The following is a 23,217-nucleotide window of genomic DNA, read 5'->3' as shown; positions in this document are numbered from 1 at the left end:
AGACGCTATATTCGTTTTGAGGCAACTTAGTGTTGAGGCAACAAAATATCATTTTTAGCCAATAAGTGGCTGTAGCTTTTTACTTGATCAAGCTGTTTATTTGCTTGTTGCTTAAAGACTGTTTGAGCGGATCCTGAAAGTGAATGCGCTTGGGGTAAATCGACTGTACGCGGATTTTGATGATTGCCATTGACTAAAAACTCATAATGTAAATGCGGCCCTGTAACGCGCCCCGTTCCACCTAAAGTACCAATAGTTTGCCCTTGTTTAATTCGTTGACCATTTTTGACCATCCGTTTCGTCATGTGCAAGTATTTAGTAACATAGTTGCCATTATGGCGAATAAAGACATAGTTACCATTAAATTGGTTATAACTTGATTCCATTACTACACCATCACCTGCTGCCCAAATAGGTGTACCTACAGGGGCGACATAATCAGTACCACGGTGGGCTTTTACTTGTTTTGTTACTGGGTGTAGGCGGCGTGGATTAAAATTAGAACTCACATAACGGAAGTTAATCGGGGAGCGTAAAAAGGCTTTGCGCATGGCTTGGCCATCTTTATCGTAATATTTACCGTCGTTATGGCGTACGGCAGTAAATGTTTGTCCCATATTGGTAAATGTAGCGGCTAGAATATAGCCGTGATCAATTGGATTACCATCAATATAGTGTTGCTCAAAGAGAACTTCAAATTTATCACCCGCACGAATATCGAGTGCAAAATCAATATCCCAGCCAAACAGTGCCGCTATTTCTATTATTTGATTGGCGGTTAATCCTGCTTTATCTGCTGCACTCCAAAAACAAGAATCAATGGAAGCTTGAGCATAATTAGTTTGGGTTTCAATTTTTTGTTTAGTTATCGTCGCGGTAAAATTCTGATCGGGACGAGTACGCTTTATGACTAATGTTTCAATATTATTTAATGGTTGGTGTAATTCAAGTAATTTACCTGAATCATCAAAGCCAAAATTTAAATTATCGCCAGGACGTAGTGAGATCAGTTGTTGGGTTTTATTACTGGTTGTAACAATTTGATGTAATAGTCCGCTATCTAAACCGACTTTATTAAATGCTATCGCTAAGCTTTCACCATTTTTGATGGTGTGTGTTTTCCATACTAACGCTGAGTCTGTTAGCGGTTTGGTAGCTATCACTGATGTTTGAGACAAAACGAGCGGATAGTGTTGGCCTAATTGATATTTAAATTCAGTTTTAGCGGGTGGCTCTGCATAAATGTCAGGTGCCACAATCAAAGCAATAACCGCACAACTGATTATCCCTATCAGTATTTTATTTATTCTAGGCATACGAGGTAATGAGCTTCCATTCATGATTGTATTAAATAAAAAATAAATAATATTAAGTGTAACGGCTTTCAATATAAGGCGCTATTGAAGTCAAATTATTCAATATTGTTTTTTTTAAATTTGTCGTAGTGACCATTAATGGTCATTTTTACAACAGTGGTAAACAACCCAGAGATGTTGTTGTAAAAGAAATTCTTATCTACTGAGAGCTATTTTTTTCATATAAGTTCATTTTAGTAAGCTTAATTTTTAGCTTTGATCGTTAGGGTCTCTGTTAAATTCGGTCTATCATCACAAATCAATCTTCATTTTTCTGACATAGACTGGCCATGGAATCGATTCAACATATTATTACTGAACTCACGCCATTGCTGCAGCAATATGGCTATTATATTTTAGCACTCGCGATTGCGGTTGAAGGAATGGGGATCCCTGCTCCTGGACAGTCATTATTAGTAGTGGCAAGTTTATTAGCGGCATCTGGAAAAATGTCATTACCAGCAGTATTAATGGTTGGCTGGAGTGCCAGCTTTATTGGTAATAGCATTGGTTATTTTATTGGGCGTCAGTTTGGACATGTGCTAACTCGCAAGCAATGGATTAAGCCTAAAACACTCACTAAACTGCATGGCTTTATCGACCGTTATGGCATGTTAGGGCTAATTATTAGTCGTTTTGTCGAAGGTATTAAGCAATTTATGTGTATTGGCTGCGGTATTGCAGAAATGCCAGCAAAATTGTTTTTTACCGGTAACTTTTTAGCGGTGACAGTGTGGTTATTGGTATTTGGTGTTGCGCCTGCTTATTTACGTGATGAAATCGCACCTATTTTGGCGTTTTATCATAAGTATCAAACCCAGTGCTGGGTCGTTGCTGCGGTTATTATTGTTGCTATCATTTGGTTGCTTTACCGTCGTTTTCAACGTAACCGTATGGTTATTGAAAAATAACAGTTTGCTATTTGAATGATAAAAAACCGCTATTGTTTAACTCAAAAGAGTATGGCATGGCGGTTTTTTTATAACTTATTGTTATGGCTGGCTATTTAATTTCGCAGAGCAAATGTGGGTAAGGAAAGGTTCCAACGAATAGCGGCTAAACGAATTGAAAGGGTGGTGATAATACCCATAATGGCAGCCATCGACGGTAGGACACCCAGAGATAAACTAAGGGTATGAATGGTACCGCCAATAATACACGCAGTAGCGTAAACTTCAGTTCTGAAAATCATCGGTACTTCACGACCTAAAACATCACGAATAACACCACCGCCACATCCAGTGATCACCCCCATAATAACGGCCACTAATGGTGATGCACCATAGCGTAATGATTTCTCAACACCGATAGCAACAAACACAGCAAGTCCAATTGCATCGGCTACGGGTAGAAAATACCATGGCATTCGTTGTGGTCGTTGAGAGGCTATCATAGTGATAACGCAAGTAATAAAAATTACCCATAAATAATTAGTATCGTGAATCCAAAAAACTGGTGTTGCCCCTAATGCCATATCTCGAATAGTACCACCGCCAATCGCCGTTACACTGGCAAGCACAACGACACCAAAAGGGTCCATGCGTAGCCGTCCGGCCATAAGTACACCTGATGCAGCAAAAATGGCAGTGCCAAACATATCGAGAAAATAAATAAGCATCTCTGTTCCTGCAAGAATAATGAAGTTGAGTTAAGCGGCAGAGATTGTACGAATAAATACGTAACGCACAACAGTAATAAAATGCTTTGTGACGTTATTCACAGGCTTTATATCCATACTGTGATTAGTGATCATCTCGTACTTGATTGAGTAATCCACAGACTTGTTTAATTGCAAGTAATGTTCGTGGTGTTGGTCTATTTAACCAATTAGTATTAAGTTGGTAAATATGGTGTTGTTTTATTGCAATTAGTTGGTGTTGCCATTGCGCCCATAATTGTTGAGTGTCAGCGATTGGTTGAGCACTAAATATCACTTGAGGTTGACGAACAATCACTTGCTCTTGGTTAACTTGTGGGTAGGCCACACTGCTATTTGCAAAAATATTTTCGCCACCACAAAATTGAAAAATCTGACTTGGCCAGCCACTATCGGCAACGGTCATTAATGGCGTTGAACCTAATTGATAAAAATAGCGTACTTTAGGTTTATTGTGATTGGCTATTTTTAATTGTTGTAACTGATGTCTAAATTCAGTGGCAGCTTGCTGTGCAGGCTGTGGTGAATCGGCATATTGCCCCAGTTGTTCTAATGTATTGGGAATATCGGCCAATGTTTTTGGGTTTGAATAGAGTATTTTAATCCCCAGTTGTTCTAAACGGGCTAATTCTCGGCTAGGGTTGCCGCCTTGCCAAGCTAAAATCAAATCAGGTTTTAGCGCTAAAATACGCTCCATTTTAAGACCGCGATAATTTGCCACTCGCTCTAATTTTTCAGCTGCGGGAGGGTAATCACTGTAAGCACTGGCTGCTATCAGCTTGTTTCCTAATCCAGCCGCATAAGCCATTTCAGTGGTATGAGGCGATAAGCTAATTATACGTTGGGTTTGTTGGGCTAACGTTGCCGCCACGCTAGGTGTAATGGTACTTATAACGAATATAAGTAAACATAAGAATCGCACTATAAAACTCCATAAAAAATATATAGTAATAAACTTTCAACTGCGATCCACACATAAAGGCGTTGCGTTATGAGTTGTTGTATTTGTGCAAGATGCAGTGCTGATGGTGTTATTCTGCCGCCAAGGCGAGGCCGTTCCATTTTGACATTATTGTAAATAGCTGGACCGCCGAGTGATAATGTTAGCTTGTGTCCAATAATAACAAGTAGCCACCCAGGCCCAGGTAAATGCCAGTTTTCACCTTGGTTACGTAATCCTTGTAGCGCAACACGACTATTGCGTCCCAGGCTCAGTAATAAAGCAAATAACCGCAGTGGTAGAATATCAATTATTGCTGCGATACGTATTGCTGGGTATCCAAATACCGCATACTGAGCACGTGTCGGTGACCATGCACGAGCAAGACCGATGGCTAAGCGATATAAAATAGCCGCAATACCACCGCCAATCATATACCAAAATAGTACCCCAACCACATGTCTGCCATAGCTTAAAATAATGGTTTCAGCGCCAGCTTTACCTAACCCAAGCAGTGATAAGACGTCGGTATTTCGATTGAGATGAGGTGCGAGCAATTGGCGACATTGATCTTTATCGTTGCAGTTATAAGCATGATTAAATTGATGGCTAAGATGGGCTGTTTGTTGCCAATCGAGAGCCAGCCATAATAACGTTAGTTGAAATATAATTGGATACAATACTAATTGGCTCATCGCGAATAATAAGATAAATACAGTAAACCACATTAAGCTCCAGGCTAAATAACCCGCTAATTGTCGTTGAGCGTAATTGTCATAAGGGTGGTTGACTCGTGCGGCAATTAATAATGCTAGACGGTGCCAGATACGCAATGGATGCAATGGAGAGGGGATGGGTAATAACCAATGTAATAATAAAGCTCCCCACAAAGCCAGCAGGGAGCTATTGGTTGTTAATGAGGCGATAAATGCCGAAGTTGTCATCAGTAGTTATCATCTCATTGATGTTATTAGTTTAACAATTCAACCATTTTAGCAACCATTACAGAAGAACTCTGTGCTGCAAGTGGCAGGAACTCATCAAAGCTCATTGGTGATTCTTTGTCAGCAACATCAGAAATTGCACGAACAACCACAAATGGAACCTTGAATTGGTGACAAGCTTGCGCAATAGCAGCGGCTTCCATTTCAACCGCAACCACTGTTGGGAAATGGGTACGGATGAAGTTTTGTTTCTCAGCTGAACATACAAAAGCATCGCCAGTACAAATCAAACCACGAACCGCGTGGGGTGGTTGTGGCAATGCTGCTAGTGCTTGTTCTGCAACAGACATTAATTTTTCGTCAGACAGGAAAGCGGCAGGTTGTTGTGCCATTTGACCGATTTCGTAACCAAATGCTGTTACATCAGCATCGTGGTAACGTACTTCAGTTGAAATAACCACATCGCCTACGTTTAAGCTTGATTCAAAACCGCCAGCAGAACCGGTATTAATCACTACATCAGGCTTAAAGATTTCAAGTAAAATAGCTGTACCTACTGCTGCGGATACTTTACCAATACCTGATTGTAGTAATGCTACGTTCGCACCGTTTAGTTTACCAGTGTAGATAGTACAACCTGCTGTATTATGGGTTTCACAGTCAGTAAGTTGATCTTTAAGGATGGCAACTTCTTGTTCCATTGCGCCAATAATGCCGATTTTCATGAATGGTATCTCTTTATTGATGAGGTGCACTTGCCGTGCTGATATGGCTAAGATTGTAGCATGAGCCATAATCATTATTCCAAAACTCTCGTCTAAACACTGTTAACCGTTGTAACGACACAGCAGTTATTAGAGATAACTGCTGTGTTGATAACACGTGTTAATGGAGAGGTCAGTTACAGGTTTAAATAATCGAGAATACCATCTGCGGCTTTTCGACCTTCATCAATGGCGGTGACCACCAAATCAGAACCACGCACCGCATCACCACCCGCAAAGATCTTTGGGTTTGACGTTTGGAAAGCAAATGCAGTGTCAGCTGCTTTAATTCGACCCCATTGATCGAGCTCGACATCATAAGGCGTGAGCCAAGGCATGGCGTGTGGTTGAAAACCAAATGCCATAATCACCGCATCAGCCGCTAAGATATGTTCACTGTCGGCAACGGGTTCTGGGCGTCGACGACCCGCAGCATCAGCGTCACCTAAGGCGGTTTTTACGACTTTAACGCCAATGACGTTACCTGAACTATCGACCTCAATGCCTAATGGTTGCAGGTTAAACATAAAGTTAACCCCTTCTTCTCGCGCATTTTTCACTTCACGCTTCGATCCTGGCATATTGGCTTCGTCACGACGGTAAGCACAAATAACGTTGTTTGCGCCTTGGCGAATTGAGGTACGAACACAATCCATCGCGGTATCACCACCACCAAGGACGACAACCCGTTTGCCTTGCATATCAATAAACGGTTGTGGTTGTGTAAGCGCCATCACTCGATAAGTGTTAGAGACTAAGAACGGTAGCGCATCGTAGACGCCATTTGCATCTTCGTTCGCGAGCCCTGCACGCATATTTTTATAGGTGCCGACACCTAAGAAAACCGCATCATAATCAGCGAGCAGAGTGTCAATGCTGATATCTTTACCCACCTCAGTATTAAGCTGGAACTCAACCCCCATTTCGCTAAAGACACGACGGCGATTGACCATAATATCTTTTTCTAATTTGAACGAAGGAATACCAAACGTCAGTAAGCCGCCAATTTCAGGGTAGCGATCAAATACCACCGGTTTTACGCCGTTACGCACTAGAACATCAGCACATGATAATCCTGCTGGACCTGCGCCAATAATGGCGACTTTTTTATCTGTTAGTTCAACGCCTGACATATCGGGTTTCCACCCCATTTCAAACGCTTTATCAGTAATGTATTTTTCAACATTACCGATAGTGACTGCACCAAAATCGTCATTAAGGGTACATGCCCCTTCACATAAGCGATCTTGCGGGCAAACCCGACCGCAGACTTCTGGGAGGGTATTAGTTTGATGCGATAACTCTACCGCTTCAATAATTCGGCCTTCATTAGCAAGCTTTAACCATTGTGGAATGTAGTTATGCACGGGGCATTTCCACTCACAATAAGGGTTACCACAATCGAGGCAACGGTCTGCTTGTGCTCCTGCTTGTTGCTCTGTAAAGGGCTCATAAATTTCGACAAACTCGATTTTTCGAATTTGAATCGCTTTTTTAGGTGGGTCGATACGCTCGACATCAATAAATTGGTAAACATTCTGGCTCATTCGGTTTCCCTCCCTTATTGTGCCTGAAGACGCAGTTCAGATTCTGAACGACTTTGGTGGCCTAACAGCGTATTGATATCCGCTGACTTTGGCTTCGCAAGATAGAATTTTGGAATCCATTGGTCAAAGTTAGCCAAAATTTCATGCGCACGGGTTGAACCTGTTTCTTGCAGGTGACGATCAATTAATCCGCGTAAATGTTCTTGATGGATTTTGAGTTGATCAAGTGCGACTGCTTCAATTAACTCAGGGTTTACGCGTCCTGCAAAATCACCATCTTCATCTAAGATATACGCAAAGCCACCCGTCATTCCGGCGCCGAAGTTGACGCCAGTCTTACCTAAAATAGCGATAATTCCGCCCGTCATATATTCACACGCGTTATCACCAGCCCCTTCTACTACCGCAATCGTCCCTGAGTTACGCACCGCAAAACGCTCGCCTGCTTTACCTGCGGCAAACAACTTGCCGCCTGTTGCACCGTATAAACAAGTATTACCGATAATGGTGGCATCACTGGATTTAAACGCTGAGCCGAGTGGTGGACGAATAGCAATCTTTCCTCCCGCCATGCCTTTACCGACATAATCGTTAGCATCGCCGGTTAAATTAAGGTTTAAACCGCCCGCATTCCAGACCCCAAAGGATTGCCCCGCCGTACCGATAAAGTGGAGCGTAATCGGTGTTGAAGCCATGCCTTGGTTACCATAACGGTGGGCAATTTCACCGGATAAGCGCGCGCCAATTGAACGATCGGTATTATAGATAGGAAAGTGATAATCACCGCCGCTGCGCGTTTCTATGGCGCTTAGCGTATGCTCTAGTAATTGCTGGCTTAACTGTGCATCATCAAATGGACTATTGGTTTCACTGCAATATACGGTTTTGCCAGCATGTGGTGTTGGTGCAACTAATAAAGGACTTAAATCCAGTTTTGATTGTTTGGCAGTAAGACCCTCAAGTTGTTGCAATAAATCAGTGCGACCGATTAAGTCTATTAATTGTTTAACCCCAAGTTGAGCTAACAATTGACGAACTTCTTCGCCGACACCGATAAAGTAATTCATTACCTGTTCTGGTAAGCCTTTAAAGAAATCTCGGCGCAGTTTTTCATCTTGAGTCGCCACACCTGTTGCGCAGTTGTTTAGATGACAAATACGCAGATATTTACATCCAAGCGCAACCATTGGCGCAGTGCCAAAGCCAAAGCTTTCTGCCCCTAAAATCGTTGCTTTAACGACATCTAGCCCTGTTTTTAAGCCGCCATCCACTTGCAGACGAATTTTATGACGTAAGCCGTTTGTCACCAATGCTTGTTGGGTTTCAGCTAATCCAAGTTCCCACGGGCTACCTGCGTATTTCACTGACGTAAGTGGACTTGCACCCGTACCACCGTCATAACCTGAGATCGTGATTAAATCGGCATAAGCTTTGGCAACACCTGTCGCGATAGTGCCAACGCCGGGTTCTGATACCAGTTTGACAGACACCAACGCTTTGGGATTGACCTGCTTGAGATCGAAAATTAGTTGCGCCAGATCTTCAATCGAATAAATATCGTGATGCGGTGGCGGTGAAATTAAGGTCACACCAGGTACGGCAAAGCGTAACTTGGCAATTTCTGTGGTGACTTTATGCCCCGGAAGCTGACCGCCTTCACCGGGTTTTGCCCCTTGCGCGACTTTAATTTGGATCACATCGGCATTGATTAAATAATGCGGAGTGACGCCAAAGCGACCGGAAGCTACTTGCTTAATGCGTGAGTTACGCTCAGTACCAAAACGGCGTGGATCTTCACCACCTTCACCTGAGTTAGAACAGCCGCCTAAACGGTTCATCGCAATCGCTAAGGCTTCGTGTGCCTCTGGGCTTAGCGCGCCAATCGACATCGCTGCTGAGTCAAAGCGCTTATACAATTCCGTTGCGGCTTCTACGTTCTCAATCGCAATTGGATTGTGGTTATCCGTTAAGGTCAATAAGTCACGAATAGCGGCCACAGGGCGATGATTTACTTGGTCTGCAAAAACAAGGTAATCTTGATAATCGCCAGATTTAACGGCTTTTTGTAACGTTGAAACCACATCCGGGTTATAAGCGTGGAACTCGCCGCCATGAACATATTTAAGTAAACCGCCGTGATCAATCGGTTTGCGTTTTAGCCATGCTGTACGTGCAAGGTTGTGCAAGTCTTGTTGAATATCACTAAAATCAGCGCCAGCAATACGGCTTGAAACCCCTTTGAAACACAGTTCAATAATGTCATTACCTAAGCCAATCGCTTCAAATAACATTGAACAACGGTAAGAGGAAATGGTTGAGATGCCCATTTTGGACATGATCTTAAACAGGCCTTTATTGATCCCGTCGCGATAATTAGTCATCACTTCGCGGTATGGCTTATCAATCACCTTACTATCAACCATTTTTGCTAATGATTCATAGGCAAGGTAGGGGTAAACCGCCGTAGCGCCAAAACCAAACAGCACTGCAAATTGATGCGGATCGCGTGCGGTAGCGGTTTCAACCACAATATTGGTATCACAACGTAAATTGTTATCGACTAATCGGCGTTGAATGGCACCCACTGCCATCGCAGCTGGAATGGGTAGAGTATCTTTGCTGATGGTGCGATCGGATAACACAATCAGTACCGCACCTTGTTCGACTAACAGCTGAGCTTTATCACAGAGGCTGACAATGGCTTGCTCAAGATCCGTTTGTTGCGGGTCAAAATTAATATCAAGCTGGTTGTTAGCATAGTATTGCTGATCGAGATCGAGTAACTGTTTGAAATCAGAATAGAGTAAAACGGGTGATTTAAATGCCACTCGCTGAGCATGACTATCGGTTTCACAGAACACATTAATCTCACGGCCAATACAGCTCGCAAGGGACATCACATGTTTTTCACGCAAAGGATCGATCGGTGGGTTAGTCACTTGCGCAAACATTTGACGGAAATAATCGGTGATTGGACGCTGTTGCGATGACAATACTGCCATTGGTGCATCATCACCCATAGATCCTGTGGCTTCTTGACCATTTTCACCAATAACCCGCAGCACTTGATCGAGTTCTTCACGGCTGACATTAAATTGTTTGTGGTGAGTATTAAGCTGATTGTCATCCAAACTACGTTGGCTTATATGGCTATCATCTAACTGTTCAAAGGGCACTAAATGTTGAACATGAGTATCCATCCATTGCTTATACGGATGGCGGCTCATCAGTTCGTTATCAATATCTTGTGAATGCCAGATTTTGGCGAATTTTGTATCGATAACCAATAACTCACCGGGGCCGACACGGCCTTTTTCTGCCACTTCATCAGGGGTGTAATCCCAAATGCCGACTTCAGAAGCGATGGTGATCAGTTTATCTTTAGTGATCACATAACGCGCAGGGCGTAAGCCATTACGATCAAGGTTACACGCCGCGTAACGACCATCTGACATTACAATGCCTGCGGGGCCATCCCATGGTTCCATGTGCTTGGAGTTAAAATCATAAAAAGCACGTAATGCGGGATCCATATCAGGGTGATTTTGCCATGCTGGTGGCACGAGCATTCGCATCGCACGAAAGAGATCCATACCGCCGGCTAAAAACAGCTCCAGCATATTATCAAGGCTGGATGAATCAGATCCGGTTTCATTAACAAATGGCGCCGCTGTTTTTAAATCAGGTAATAGTGGTGAACTAAATTTATAAGCGCGTGCGCGTGCCCATTGACGATTACCGGTAATGGTATTGATTTCGCCATTGTGGGCTAAGTAACGGAAAGGCTGCGCTAATGGCCATCGTGGCTGAGTATTGGTTGAAAAACGTTGGTGGAATAAACAGATTGATGACTCTAATCGAATGTCCCCTAAATCTTGATAAAATTTAGGCAGATCAGCGGGCATGAATAACCCCTTGTAGACCGTAACTTGGGTTGAGAGGCTACAAATATAGAAATCTTTATCGTCTGTAATCCGTTTTTCAATTCGACGCCGAGCAATATAAAGCCGACGTTCAATGTCCCGTGGTTTCCATCCTGCTGGAGCATTGATAAACACTTGTTCAATGGTTGGCAGTGATTGTTGGGCAATCGGACCGAGAACACTGGCGTTGATCGGCACTTCACGCCAACCTGCAATGGATAAGGTTTCGGTGATCAACTCTTCGTTGATAATTTCACGTGCATGTTGAGCGAGGACAGGATCTTGACTGAGGAATATCATTCCTACTGCAAATTCACGCGATAAATTCCACTGCTTTTCTGCGGCAATAATACGATAAAAATTATCAGGTTTTTTAATTAATAAACCACAGCCATCGCCAGTTTTCCCATCCGCAGCAATTCCTCCTCGGTGGGTCATGCGATCGAGGGCAGATATTGCGGTACGAACAAGTTTATGGCTAGTTTCGCCTTCAATGTGGGCGATAAGACCGAAGCCACAGTTATCTTTTTCTAGTGATGGGTTATACAGTGACATTGCAATTCTCCCTTGCTCCTGTTTGCTATAAACAGTTTTACTGCAAAATGGAAATCAAGATTGATCGCGCATTTTGCCTCCTACGATATTTCAAATTAACGACAATTTACAAAAAGGTCAAATATTGCTAACAAATGATATTTATACCCATTAACTGGTTTTTATTAACCTTAACTATCTGAAATAAAATTATATTCATTACAGCTGTAAGTTTTTTTGAGTGTTAATTAAGGGTTGGTTACTGTGTTTTTAGATTAAAAAATGGCTAAATTTGGTGGATTACGAGGGTGGATGTTATAAATTTGTGTAATAAAATAATCGTCTGAGCTGTAATCAATAAAAAGCCAGCAGTAATGTGCTGGCTTTACATTTTTCAGTTGAATCAAATAATAATAAAGTTTACGAAAGCATCAAAGAATTCGCTTTCGCTTCGAGATGGGAGTTACCCATCAAGTAGTTATCAATTGACCGTGCTGATTCACGACCTTCGTTAATACAACGAACCACTAATGATTGTCCGGTTCGCATATCACCTGCGGCAAATACGCCAGCTTGGCTGGTGGCGAAATTCTGAGTGGCAACATTACCGCGATCATCAAGTTTAATATTCAATTGTGCTAACACGCCTGTTGGCTCTGGGTGTAAAAAGCCCATTGCTAGAAAGGCCATATCACAAGCGATGATGCGTTCAGTTCCTGCCACTTCTTCAAAGTTTGGTCTTGCACCGGGTTTTGCTTCTTGCCATGCAATATCAGCGATTCGTAACCCTTTAACATTGCCATTACCATCATCAATAAATTCTTTGGTAAGAATATTCCAATAACGATCACAACCTTCTTCATGCGATGTCGAAGTTTTCATGATCATCGGGTATGACGGCCACGGTTGGTTGGCAGGGCGTTGCTCTGGCGGCAATGGCATGATTTCAACTTGAGTAATACTTGCCGCACCATGGCGGTTGGAAGTACCGACACAATCTGATCCTGTATCGCCACCACCAATGACAACGACATGCTTATCTTGCGCATGCACTTCAGCTGTTTTGATATCCATATCATTTGCACGGCGGTTATTTTGGGCTAAAAAGTCCATCGCAAAATGAACCCCATTAAGCTCACGCCCAGGAATAGGTAAATTACGCGGGACAGTTGAACCACCGGTTAGTAAAATAACATCAAATTCTTGGCGTAACTGTTGGGCGTTAATATCGACCCCAATATGAGCATTGACTTCAAATTTCACACCAGCTTGCGCCATCAGGTCAATTTTACGATCAATAATATCCATTCCAAGCTTAAAGTCAGGAATACCAAATCGCAGTAAACCGCCCACTTTTTCATCGCGCTCAAACACGGTAACAGTGTGACCTGCACTGTTTAATTGTTCAGCGGCAGATAACCCCGCAGGACCAGAACCGATAATGGCGATGGTTTTACCCGTCCGCGAACGTGGAATTTTAGGTTTGGCGTAACCGTTACGATAAGCGGTTTCAACAATGGTTTTTTCAATATTACAGATGGTGATTGGATCTTGATTGATGCCAAGCACACAACCACTTTCACAAGGGGCTGGGCAGACGCGACCGGTAAATTCTGGGAAGTTATTGGTTGAACTTAAAATGTTCCACGCTTCTTCCCAGCTATCACGATAAACCGCATCATTAAATTCAGGAATAATATTACCAATCGGACATGCGTTATGACAAAAAGGTACACCACAATCCATGCAACGTGATGATTGCTCTTGAATTTTGTCACCAAATTCTTCGTTAAGAACAAATTCTTTGTTGTCTTGAATACGAACACTTGGATCTAACTTACTTGGCAGTTCGCGGCCAAATTCTAAAAATCCCGTAGGCTTACCCATTGATGGCCTCCAACGTTTCCTTGTTGTGAGCGGCAGCTTGACGCTGTTGTAATACGGCTTTGTAATCCCTTGGCATCACTTTCATCATCTGTTTGAGATTAGCCTCAAAGTTAGACAAGAACAGTTCTGCGACCGTACTACCCGTTAATTCAATATGTTTGGTTAACATATCGAGCAATAGTTCTTTATCTTCAGTTTCAATAGGATCAAGGTCGACTAATTCAGCGTTGAGTTTGGTTTCAAAATCCCCAAATTGATCCCACACATAAGCGACCCCGCCACTCATGCCTGCGGCAAAGTTACGTCCGGTTTGACCCAGAATAACGGCTACACCGCCTGTCATGTATTCACAGCCGTGATCGCCAATGCCTTCAACGACAACGTTGGCTCCTGAGTTTCGAACACAGAAACGTTCACCTGCAAGGCCGCGAATATAAGATTCGCCAGAAGTAGCGCCATAGAAACAAACATTACCGACCACAATATTATCTTCGGCAATAATATCGGATTGACGATCAGGGTAGAGCACTAGCGTACCGCCAGAAAGGCCTTTACCCCAGTAATCATTGGCATCGCCTTCGACGGTAAAGTGGACCCCTTTTGCAAGGAAAGCCCCAAAACTTTGACCAGCAGAGCCGTTAAACTTGACCGTCATTGGCAGTGGTAAGCCTTGGTCTTTATAGACTTTTGATATTTCATTAGACAGCATAGTGCCGACACTACGATCAGTGTTGATGATCGGTAGTTGTGCCGTTATCGCTTCACCATCACTTAATGCGGATTGTGCTAATCGAATCAAGGTGCGATCCAATACGTTTGCTAAACCATGATCTTGTTGGCGTTGGTTATAAATGCCATCTTCAGCACGTGGCGGTTGAATGTGCAGTACTGGGCTAAGATCGAGGTTTTTGTATTTCCAGTGGACGATATCATCACGCAATTTAAGCTTCTGCGCTTGGCCGACCATTTCATCAATGGTACGGAAACCAAGTTCAGCCATCACTTCACGTAAACCTTCACCCATGTATTGGAAGAAGGTGACGACATCTTCTACACGGCCATCAAAGCGCTCACGGAGGGTTTTATTTTGAGTTGCAATCCCAACTGGACAGGTGTTTTTATGACATTTACGCATCATGATACAGCCTTCAACCACCAGTGCTGCGGTTGCTACGCCCCATTCTTCAGCGCCGAGTAAGGTCGCAATGGCAAGGTCACGTGGGGTTTTCATTTGCCCATCAGACTGCACCACTATTCGGTTACGTAAACCATTTTTAAGCAGTGTTTGGTGGGTTTCAGCTAAGCCAAGTTCCCATGGTAAACCGGTGTGGCGAATTGATGACATGGGTGATGCACCAGTACCGCCATCAAAGCCTGCAATAAGTACAACATCGGCTTTGGCTTTGGCAACGCCTGAAGCAATGGTTCCAACACCCGCTTCTGAGACTAATTTGACATTAACGCGACCGTCACGGTTAGCATTTTTTAAATCAAAAATCAGCTGGGCTAAATCTTCAATAGAGTAGATGTCGTGGTGAGGTGGCGGTGAAATCAAGCCGACCCCAGGGGTTGAGTGACGGGTTGCGCCAATCCAGTCATCGACTTTGTCGCCGGGTAGTTGTCCACCTTCACCGGGTTTTGCGCCCTGTGCCATTTTGATTTGCAGTTCAGCAGCATTGGTGAGGTAATATGAGGTAACCCCAAAACGACCTGATGCCACCTGTTTAATCGCTGAACGTTCCCAATCGCCGTTATCTTTTTTATCAAAACGGGTAGGGTCTTCACCCCCTTCGCCTGAGTTAGATTTAGCGCCAATGCGGTTCATGGCTACAGCTAAAGTAGAGTGAGCTTCATAAGAAATCGAACCAAAACTCATTGCACCTGTTGCGAAGCGCTTGAGGATCTTCTCAAGTGATTCAACCTCTTCCAGTGCAATTGACGCAGTTGGATTGTTGACAAAATCTAACTGACTACGCAATGTCGCAGCATTGTCACCTTGATCATCAACCGCTTTGGCATATTGCTTAAATTGAGCATAATCTTTGTTACGGGTTGATTGTTGTAATAATGAAATCGTTTCAGGGTTAAACAGGTGCTTTTCACCGCGTTGTTTCCACTGATAGACGCCGCCCACGTCAAGGATTTGTAATGGGATTTCACGGGTTGGGTAACCAACACGGTGACGTACTAGTACTTCTTGAGCAATATCATCGATGGTTAACCCTTGAATACGGGTAACAGTACCGGTGAAGTATTTATCAACCACGGATTTGCTAATACCCAGCGCTTCAAAAATCTGTGCGCCATGGTAAGACTGCAACGTTGAAATTCCCATTTTAGAGAAGATTTTTAGCAGTCCGCCATTAACCCCTTTACGATAATTATCAAATAAAGTATCGGTTGGCAGCTCAGGGTCAAGTTTACGTTTATGTTGTAAATCAACCAGTGTTTCCGTGACCAAATAAGGGTTAATCGCATTGGCACCATAACCAATAAGGGTCGCAAAATGGTGGGTTTCACGGGCATCACCAGTTTCAACCACAATGTCACATTTAGCGCGTAAACCTTTGCGGATCAGGTGATGGTGAACAGCACCCACGGCAAGCATCGCGGGGATGGCGGCATGGTTAGAATTAACCGCACGATCCGTTAAAATAATGATTGAATAACCATCAATCACCGCATCTTCAGAATACTGACAGATACGCTTTAAGGCGCGATCAAGTTTGCCTTGTTCACCACTGGCTCGAAACACAATATCTAATGTTTTTGATTGCAGATGTTCGTTATCAATCGCGCGAATTTTTTCTAACTCAGCGTTTGATAGTACCGGTGATTCAAGTTCGACTTTATGGCAATGCTCAGAGGTTTCTGTCAGTAAATTCTGATCTTTACCAAGGTAGGTATTGAGTGACATCACCATGCGTTCACGGATAGGATCTATCGGTGGGTTGGTTACCTGTGCGAACAGTTGCTTAAAGTAATTCGATAAGTGTTGTGATTGGTGTGATAACACCGCTAATGGCCAGTCGGCACCCATTGCGCTAAGTGGTTCATAGCCTGTATTGGCTAACGGTACGATAATATCGTTAACTTCTTCTGAGCTAACGCCAAAAGCTTGTTGATGATGCAATAAACGCTCAGGGGTTGGCTGGTGGTACATGTTGTCAGCATCTGGCAGTGTTTTTAGTGTCAATAGATTATCTTTGATCCATTGCTCATATGGCTGTGAGGTCGCGATACTATCTTTGACTTCTTCGTCTGAAATAATACGACCTTGTTCAAGATCGGCAACGAAGATACGGCCAGGTTGTAAGCGGCCACGGAACTGCACATTTTCGGGGGCAATTTTTACTACCCCTGATTCTGATGCCATGATCAGAAAATCATCTTTAGTGACGGTATAGCGTGATGGTCGTAACCCGTTGCGATCTAATGTAGCACCGACTTGTACACCATCAGTAAAACAGACAGACGCAGGGCCATCCCACGGTTCCATAATATTGGCGTGATACTGATAAAAAGCGCGCCGCTTAGGATCCATGCTGGTGTTTTCTTGCCATGCTTCAGGGATCAACATCATCAAAGCATGCGGCAAACTACGGCCAGAAAGCACTAATAGCTCAAGTGCCATATCAAAGTTGGACGAATCTGAACTGCCTTCCTGACAAATTGGCAGTAGCATACTAATTTCTTGGTGGCTAAATAAGTCAGATTCAAGAATGGCTTCACGGGCTTTCATCCAATTAAGATTGCCGCGCACGGTATTGATTTCACCGTTGTGGGCAATGTAACGGAAAGGTTGTGCTAATCGCCAGCGAGGAAAAGTGTTAGTTGAAAAACGGGAATGAACTAACGCTAAGGCGGTGACCATTGCTGGATTGTGTAAATCAAGGAAGTATTGTGGCACTTGGGCAGTCGTTAACTGGCCTTTATAAACTAATGTTTTATAAGACAGTGAGTTGATGTAGAAATCATCACCAATATTGGACACGCTTTCTAAGCACACGCGTACGGTATAGTTACGTAATACGTAAAGTTTACGTTCTAATACGGCGGGATCTAAATTGACGCCACCGGTAATAAACACATGTTCAAATTGAGGTTCAGTACTAAGAGGATCTTCGCCGATCATTGAATTATCAACCGGAAGTACACGGTAACCAATAATTTCTAGATCAAGACGTTTGGCATTGCGCTCAAGAATATCACGACATTGCTGACGTTTATGTTCGTCTTTAGGGAATAACACCACGCCCACACCATATTGTGCAAAAGCGGGTAATTTCATCCCTAGCTTAACGGTTTCTTCTAATAAAAATTCGTGGGGTTTTTGCAGTAAGATGCCTGCCCCATCACCACTACTAGGGTCACAACCTTGACCACCACGGTGCTCCATACGCGCGAGCATATCGAGAGCTTGAGTGACGATCTGGTGAGATTTGCGGTTTTTAAGGTGGGCAACAAAGCCGATACCACAGGCATCGTGCTCTAATTCAGGCACATAAAGTCCCTGAGCGTTATGCTCTTGAGCTGTCATAGATACATCCTTCCAGTTACATCAAGCCATATTCCTAAGGCTTGGTTATCCCTAATTTATTATCACAATCAATTCGCATTGAGATGGACTCCTGTCCTGCATCCTTGATGTGTGTTTGTAGTGATGACACCGTATCATTCACAAACTTAATGCTGTTGTATTACGATTATGAATAACAAAACACGTTATTCCTGCCAAAATAGCCATATAAACCACACTAAAACAGCGTGATTTTAGTGTTTTTTTTGTTTATAAATTGCACACAAGTGTAACCATCCTACAATTTTGATACATTAATTACCAATAAAAACTAACATAATAACTGCATAAATGAAGCATTTAGAGCGTCGGTTTTGTTGTTTAAATAAGTCGGTTAAAAGTGGAGTCGAATCAACCTTAGAGAAGGGGTTCTTTGTCTTAGCACAATCTACGTTAGGGTGATTGATGATATGTTGCGGCTCTTTTGTCTCTTGGTCTGCGTTGACGGAGATTATTCATTGTTTTAAACGTTAGGTAATACCATGCAATTGCATCAACTCGTCAATACATTTGGACAAGACCTTCAACATCGGTATGGTGAAAAAGTGCATAAACTCACTTTACATGGTGGTTTTAGTTGTCCTAATCGTGACGGTACTATTGGTCGTGGTGGGTGTACATTTTGTAATGTAGCTTCATTTGCGGATGAAAATAATCAGTTTGTACCCATCCAGCAACAATTAACTGAGCGTGCGGGTGAGATCCATCGTGCAAAACGTTATTTAGCCTATTTTCAGGCTTACACCAGTACTTATGCTGAAGTTCAAAGCTTAAAAACGATGTATGAACAAGCATTAACTGCGGTTGATATTGTGGGTTTATGTGTCGGTACTCGCCCCGATTGTGTGCCTGATGCGGTATTAGAATTACTGGCTGGCTATGTAGAACAGGGTTATGAAATTTGGCTTGAACTTGGTTTGCAAACCGCGAATGACAAAACCCTTAAACGGATTAATCGTGGTCATGATTTTGCTTGTTATGCAGAAATTACCCAGCGTGCGCGTGCATTAGGTATCAAAGTTTGTACCCATTTAATTGTAGGTTTGCCTGGTGATACTAAGGCTGATAATTTAATGACATTAAACAAAGTGGTTGAGGTTGGGGTTGATGGTATCAAACTGCATCCATTACATATTGTTGAAGGCAGTAAGATGGGACAAGCCTTTAAAGCGGGGCGATTACAGCCGATCAGTATTGAGACTTATACCGATATTGCGAGTGAAATGATCCGTTTTACGCCGCCAGAGGTGATTTATCATCGTGTCGCGGCAAGTGCACGTCGACCTACATTACTGGCGCCAATGTGGTGTGAAAATCGTTGGTTAGCGATGATGGATATTGAACATCTTCTTAATAAGCATGGCGCTCAAGGTAGTGGCTTAGATAACCCCTTCGTGTATCAATTACCAATATTGCATAATAAGGGTTAACTTTCTTTAACGTTGGCTTTTTTGTGCGCCACAATAAAACTTTACAGCTTTCACTTAGGCACTAGTGGCGAGAGCGATTATTATAAACAATAGTATTCGCCATCATGGCGAGGTTATTTTTATTGGTATTCATTGATGAAGCAAGTCAAAATTTTAGCCCAATTTTATGTCGATCTATTAGTGAAATTAGGTGTTTTCCGTTTTAGCTTATTATTAGCGGCGGCATTAGTGGCGTTAGCATTGGTTGTGCAAATTAGCGTAACGCTTTTATTGCAAGGCACTATGCGTGACGTTGAAATTATTCGCTCAGTGACGTTTGGATTATTTATTACTCCTTGGGCGGTGTATTTTTTATCGGTGGTGGTTGATCAATTAGAAGATTCTCGCCAACGATTATCGCAACTAGTCACGAAGTTAGAACAAATGCGCGCGCGTGACATGGAGTTAAATCAGCAGCTACAAGCGAATATCTCGCGATTAAACTCTGAAATTGAAGAGCGGGAAAAAGCTGAAGAAGCGCGCGAAGAGGCAATGCAAGATCTGGAAAATGAAGTGTATCAACGTGAGAATGCGCAATTGGCGGTAGCTGAGAAAAGTGCATTATTAAAATCATTTTTAGATGCTTCACCCGATTTAATTTACTACCGCAATGAGAGAAACCAGTTTTCAGGTTGTAACCGTGCGATGGCTGCATTGGTGGGTAAAAGTGAAAAAGAATTAGTCGGATTAACGCCATGGGATGTTTATCCTGCCGAAGTTGCTAAGCATGTTCTTAAAACAGATCAAGAATTGTTTGATGATAATACCGCCATGACTGATGAGCAGTGGCTTGATTATCCTAATGGCAAAAAAGCATTATTCGAATTACGTAAAGTGCCTCTTTATGATCGTAATGGAAAACGTTTAGGCCTGATGGGGTTTGGGCGTGATATTACTGAACGTAAAAAATACGAAGACGCACAAGAAAAAGCCAGTAGTGATAAAACCGCGTTTATTTCGACGATTAGCCATGAATTACGCACGCCATTAAATGGTATTGTCGGTTTAAGTCGTATGTTATTAGAAACTGAGTTAACCGATGAACAACGTGGTTATTTAAGAACGGTACATGTTAGTGCGATCACCTTAGGTAATATTTTCAATGACATTATAGATTTAGATAAATCGGATCGTCGTCGTTTAGAATTGTTACCGCAACCATTAGATTTTCATGAATTTGTTGATGATATTGGTAACATCTCGCAACTGATGGCCGAACAAAAAGGGCTACGGTTTGATTTAGAGTGTTTGACTGAACTTCCACGAAATATTGAAGTTGATAGTACTCGATTACGACAAGTGTTATGGAATTTGATTGGTAACGCGACCAAATTCACTAAACAAGGTGGGGTGGTGCTATCGGTTAGCAGTGAAATACATGACTTTGATGCGAATATTATTTTTGAAGTGGAAGATAGCGGTATTGGTATTCCTAAAGCTGAAATAGATAATATCTTTGCGATGTATTACCAAGTTCAGCAAGGTGACGATAATTTACATGCAGTAGGTACAGGGATTGGTTTAGCTGTTTCTCAGCAATTAGTTCACCTGATGGGGGGAGATATTCACGTTGATTCTGAAGTCGGGGCTGGGAGTACATTTACGGTTAATATTAACGTGCCATTAGTTGAAGCTGCTGTTGAACAACATGTGGTGACTGAAGTCCGTCCAGAAATGACGGGTTTAAGTATTTTCATGGTAGAAGATATTGAACTGAATATTGTGGTGGCTAAATCATTGCTTGAGCGCTTAGGGCATGAGGTGACGGTAGCTATGCGCGGTGATCAAGCGTTAGCGATGTTTAAACCAGAAGATTATGATTTAGTGTTATTGGATATTCAATTACCGGATATGACTGGGTTTGATGTTGCACAAAAATTACGTCAGCAATATCAAGATCTGCCAGCGTTAGTTGCACTAACGGCCAATGTTGTTAATGATAAAACAGAATATCTTGCGAAAGGGATGGACGAGGTACTCAATAAACCATTAAGCGTGAAAGCCATTACCAATGTGATTGAAAATCTTGTCTTAAGTTGTAGCCATGAAATTCAGGCAACCGATGTCGATGATGATAGTTTGGAAAGCACTAATATTGCGCAAGCCAACGTAATCGACACATTATTAGATTTAGAGATGTTGATCTCATACGTTGAAATTGTTGGTACTGAGCCGGTATATACCAGTATTGAGATGTTTGAGAAAATGATGCCAGATTATTTGGCTATTTTAGATTCCAATATGACTGCCAAAGATCAAGATGGAATTAAATTTGAAGCGCATAAGATTAAAGGCGCTGCGGGTTCTATTGGTCTTAAACATATTCAGCAAGTGGCGCAGAAAGCCCAATCGCCAGAATTACCTGCGTGGTGGGAAAATATTAATGATTGGGTTGATGAAATTAAATATAGCTATCAAGATGATATAAATGTATTGAAAACATGGTTAAAGCAACAATAAGCGATAATAAAAAAGGCGACCATTGGTCGCCTTTTTTTGTTTTATTATTTGCTTGGAAAAGAGATTACTCTTCGCCTAGATCACCACAAAAACGGTAACCTTCACCGTGAATAGTTGCGATGATCTCTGGAGTATCTGCAACTGATTCAAAGTGCTTACGGATGCGACGAATAGTTACATCAACAGTACGATCATGCGGCTTAAGTTCGCGGCCTGTCATTTTCTTTAGTAAATCAGCACGTGTTTGAATCTTACCAGGGTTCTCACAGAAGTGCAGGAGAGCACGGAACTCAGAGCGTGGTAATTTGAATTGCTCGCCACTTGGGCTTACTAAAGAACGGCTGTTAATTTCTAGAGACCAACCATTAAATTCGTAACGTTCAACCAATTTTTTATCTTCAGTTGGAAGACCTTGGTTCATTGCACGAGTTAATAGGTTACGAGCACGAATAGTTAATTCACGTGGGTTGAATGGTTTTGTGATGTAATCATCAGCACCAATTTCAAGACCTAAAATTTTATCAACTTCGTTATCACGACCGGTTAAGAACATTAGTGCCATATCACCTTGTTCGCGAAGTTCGCGCGCAAGTAAAAGGCCGTTCTTTCCTGGAAGATTAATATCCATGATAACTAGGTGCACAGGGTTTTCAGAAAGCATTTGGTGCATTTCTGCGCCATCATTTGCTTCGAAGACAGTGTAACCCTCTGCTTCAAAAATACTTTTCAGGGTGTTACGTGTTACGTGCTCGTCTTCTACAATCAGAATGTGAGGGGTTTGCATTTTGGCAGTACCTAATATCAGAAACTAAATCTGGTTAATCACAGAATAGTCAAATTCTATAAAAAAAATTCACATATAGGCAAAATGTTTAAATAAACACTTTATTGTTACAACCTATGTGGTACACCATCCTTTCATTCAACATGCATTAGATGTTGAAATCCCCCATAAAGCTTGGGGTGCTGGCTACAATCTCCCTGATAATGCGACAATTGTATTCACTTAACAGCTCGCTAACAATGTGGAGAGCTTATTTGATGTCGATTATTTATATATTTGTTGATTTATATCAATCAGCAAGAAAAACAGTTGTTATATTTCGAGTTTAGTTAACTTTATATCTGAGTCGATAAAAATGTCATGGTAGTAATCAT

General features: G+C 42.4%; 13 protein-coding genes. 3 read left to right on the top strand and 10 right to left on the bottom strand.

Going from position 1 to position 23,217, the window contains the following annotated elements:
* Nucleotides 1-26 precede the first annotated feature (26 nt).
* Nucleotides 27-1,340 (bottom strand): peptidoglycan DD-metalloendopeptidase family protein, encoded by a 1,314-nt coding sequence (locus tag C9J51_RS11525; RefSeq protein ID WP_045039537.1) that lies wholly within the window; start codon nucleotides 1,338-1,340, stop codon nucleotides 27-29.
* 305 nt (nucleotides 1,341-1,645) lie between these two features.
* On the opposite strand from C9J51_RS11525, the gene C9J51_RS11520 reads away from it, so the two are divergent.
* Nucleotides 1,646-2,266, top strand: coding sequence for a DedA family protein (locus tag C9J51_RS11520; RefSeq protein ID WP_045036019.1), 621 nt, complete (start codon nucleotides 1,646-1,648; stop codon nucleotides 2,264-2,266).
* Between the two features lie 95 nt (nucleotides 2,267-2,361).
* Here the strand turns inward: C9J51_RS11520 and C9J51_RS11515 are convergent, their stop codons facing one another.
* The 8 genes from C9J51_RS11515 to gltB (C9J51_RS11480) form a co-directional block, all read right to left on the bottom strand.
* Nucleotides 2,362-2,973, bottom strand: a complete 612-nt coding sequence (locus tag C9J51_RS11515) for a trimeric intracellular cation channel family protein (protein ID WP_045036020.1) — start codon at nucleotides 2,971-2,973, stop codon at nucleotides 2,362-2,364.
* A 124-nt stretch (nucleotides 2,974-3,097) separates the two neighbouring features.
* Nucleotides 3,098-3,934 (bottom strand): vitamin B12 ABC transporter substrate-binding protein BtuF, encoded by an 837-nt coding sequence (gene btuF / locus C9J51_RS11510; protein ID WP_045036021.1) that lies wholly within the window; start codon nucleotides 3,932-3,934, stop codon nucleotides 3,098-3,100.
* On the bottom strand, nucleotides 3,934-4,896 hold the full coding sequence (locus C9J51_RS11505) for a cobalamin biosynthesis family protein (protein ID WP_045039500.1): 963 nt from the start codon (nucleotides 4,894-4,896) through the stop codon (nucleotides 3,934-3,936). Before C9J51_RS11505 ends, btuF begins: the two co-directional genes overlap by 1 nt.
* 26 nt (nucleotides 4,897-4,922) lie before the next feature.
* Complete coding sequence (mtnN, locus tag C9J51_RS11500) at nucleotides 4,923-5,621, bottom strand: 5'-methylthioadenosine/S-adenosylhomocysteine nucleosidase (protein ID WP_045039538.1); 699 nt, start codon at nucleotides 5,619-5,621, stop codon at nucleotides 4,923-4,925.
* Between the two features lie 176 nt (nucleotides 5,622-5,797).
* Nucleotides 5,798-7,207: an FAD-dependent oxidoreductase gene (locus C9J51_RS11495; protein ID WP_107275104.1), complete on the bottom strand. Its 1,410-nt coding sequence runs from the start codon at nucleotides 7,205-7,207 to the stop codon at nucleotides 5,798-5,800.
* 14 nt (nucleotides 7,208-7,221) lie between these two features.
* Nucleotides 7,222-11,685 (bottom strand): glutamate synthase large subunit, encoded by a 4,464-nt coding sequence (gene gltB / locus C9J51_RS11490; protein WP_045039501.1) that lies wholly within the window; start codon nucleotides 11,683-11,685, stop codon nucleotides 7,222-7,224.
* Between the two features lie 399 nt (nucleotides 11,686-12,084).
* Nucleotides 12,085-13,551 (bottom strand): glutamate synthase subunit beta, encoded by a 1,467-nt coding sequence (locus C9J51_RS11485; RefSeq protein ID WP_045039502.1) that lies wholly within the window; start codon nucleotides 13,549-13,551, stop codon nucleotides 12,085-12,087.
* Nucleotides 13,544-18,091 (bottom strand): glutamate synthase large subunit, encoded by a 4,548-nt coding sequence (gene gltB / locus C9J51_RS11480; RefSeq protein ID WP_045039503.1) that lies wholly within the window; start codon nucleotides 18,089-18,091, stop codon nucleotides 13,544-13,546. The genes C9J51_RS11485 and gltB (C9J51_RS11480) overlap by 8 nt, the downstream gene beginning before the upstream one ends.
* A 521-nt stretch (nucleotides 18,092-18,612) precedes the next feature.
* On the opposite strand from gltB (C9J51_RS11480), the gene C9J51_RS11475 reads away from it, so the two are divergent.
* Nucleotides 18,613-19,560, top strand: coding sequence for a TIGR01212 family radical SAM protein (locus C9J51_RS11475; RefSeq protein ID WP_045036027.1), 948 nt, complete (start codon nucleotides 18,613-18,615; stop codon nucleotides 19,558-19,560).
* A gap of 135 nt (nucleotides 19,561-19,695) precedes the next feature.
* Nucleotides 19,696-22,059: an aerobic respiration two-component sensor histidine kinase ArcB gene (gene arcB, locus C9J51_RS11470; RefSeq protein WP_045039504.1), complete on the top strand. Its 2,364-nt coding sequence runs from the start codon at nucleotides 19,696-19,698 to the stop codon at nucleotides 22,057-22,059.
* 64 nt (nucleotides 22,060-22,123) lie between these two features.
* Here arcB and arcA read toward each other — a convergent pair whose 3' ends face one another.
* The gene (gene arcA, locus C9J51_RS11465) at nucleotides 22,124-22,843 is read right to left on the bottom strand and encodes a two-component system response regulator ArcA (RefSeq protein WP_036796042.1); all 720 of its coding nucleotides are present in this window, start codon (nucleotides 22,841-22,843) and stop codon (nucleotides 22,124-22,126) included.
* Nucleotides 22,844-23,217 lie beyond the last annotated feature (374 nt).

Source organism: Photobacterium iliopiscarium, from assembly GCF_003026395.1.
GTDB classification, from domain to species: domain Bacteria; phylum Pseudomonadota; class Gammaproteobacteria; order Enterobacterales; family Vibrionaceae; genus Photobacterium; species Photobacterium iliopiscarium.
This window is presented reverse-complemented; position numbering and strand designations above follow the sequence as displayed.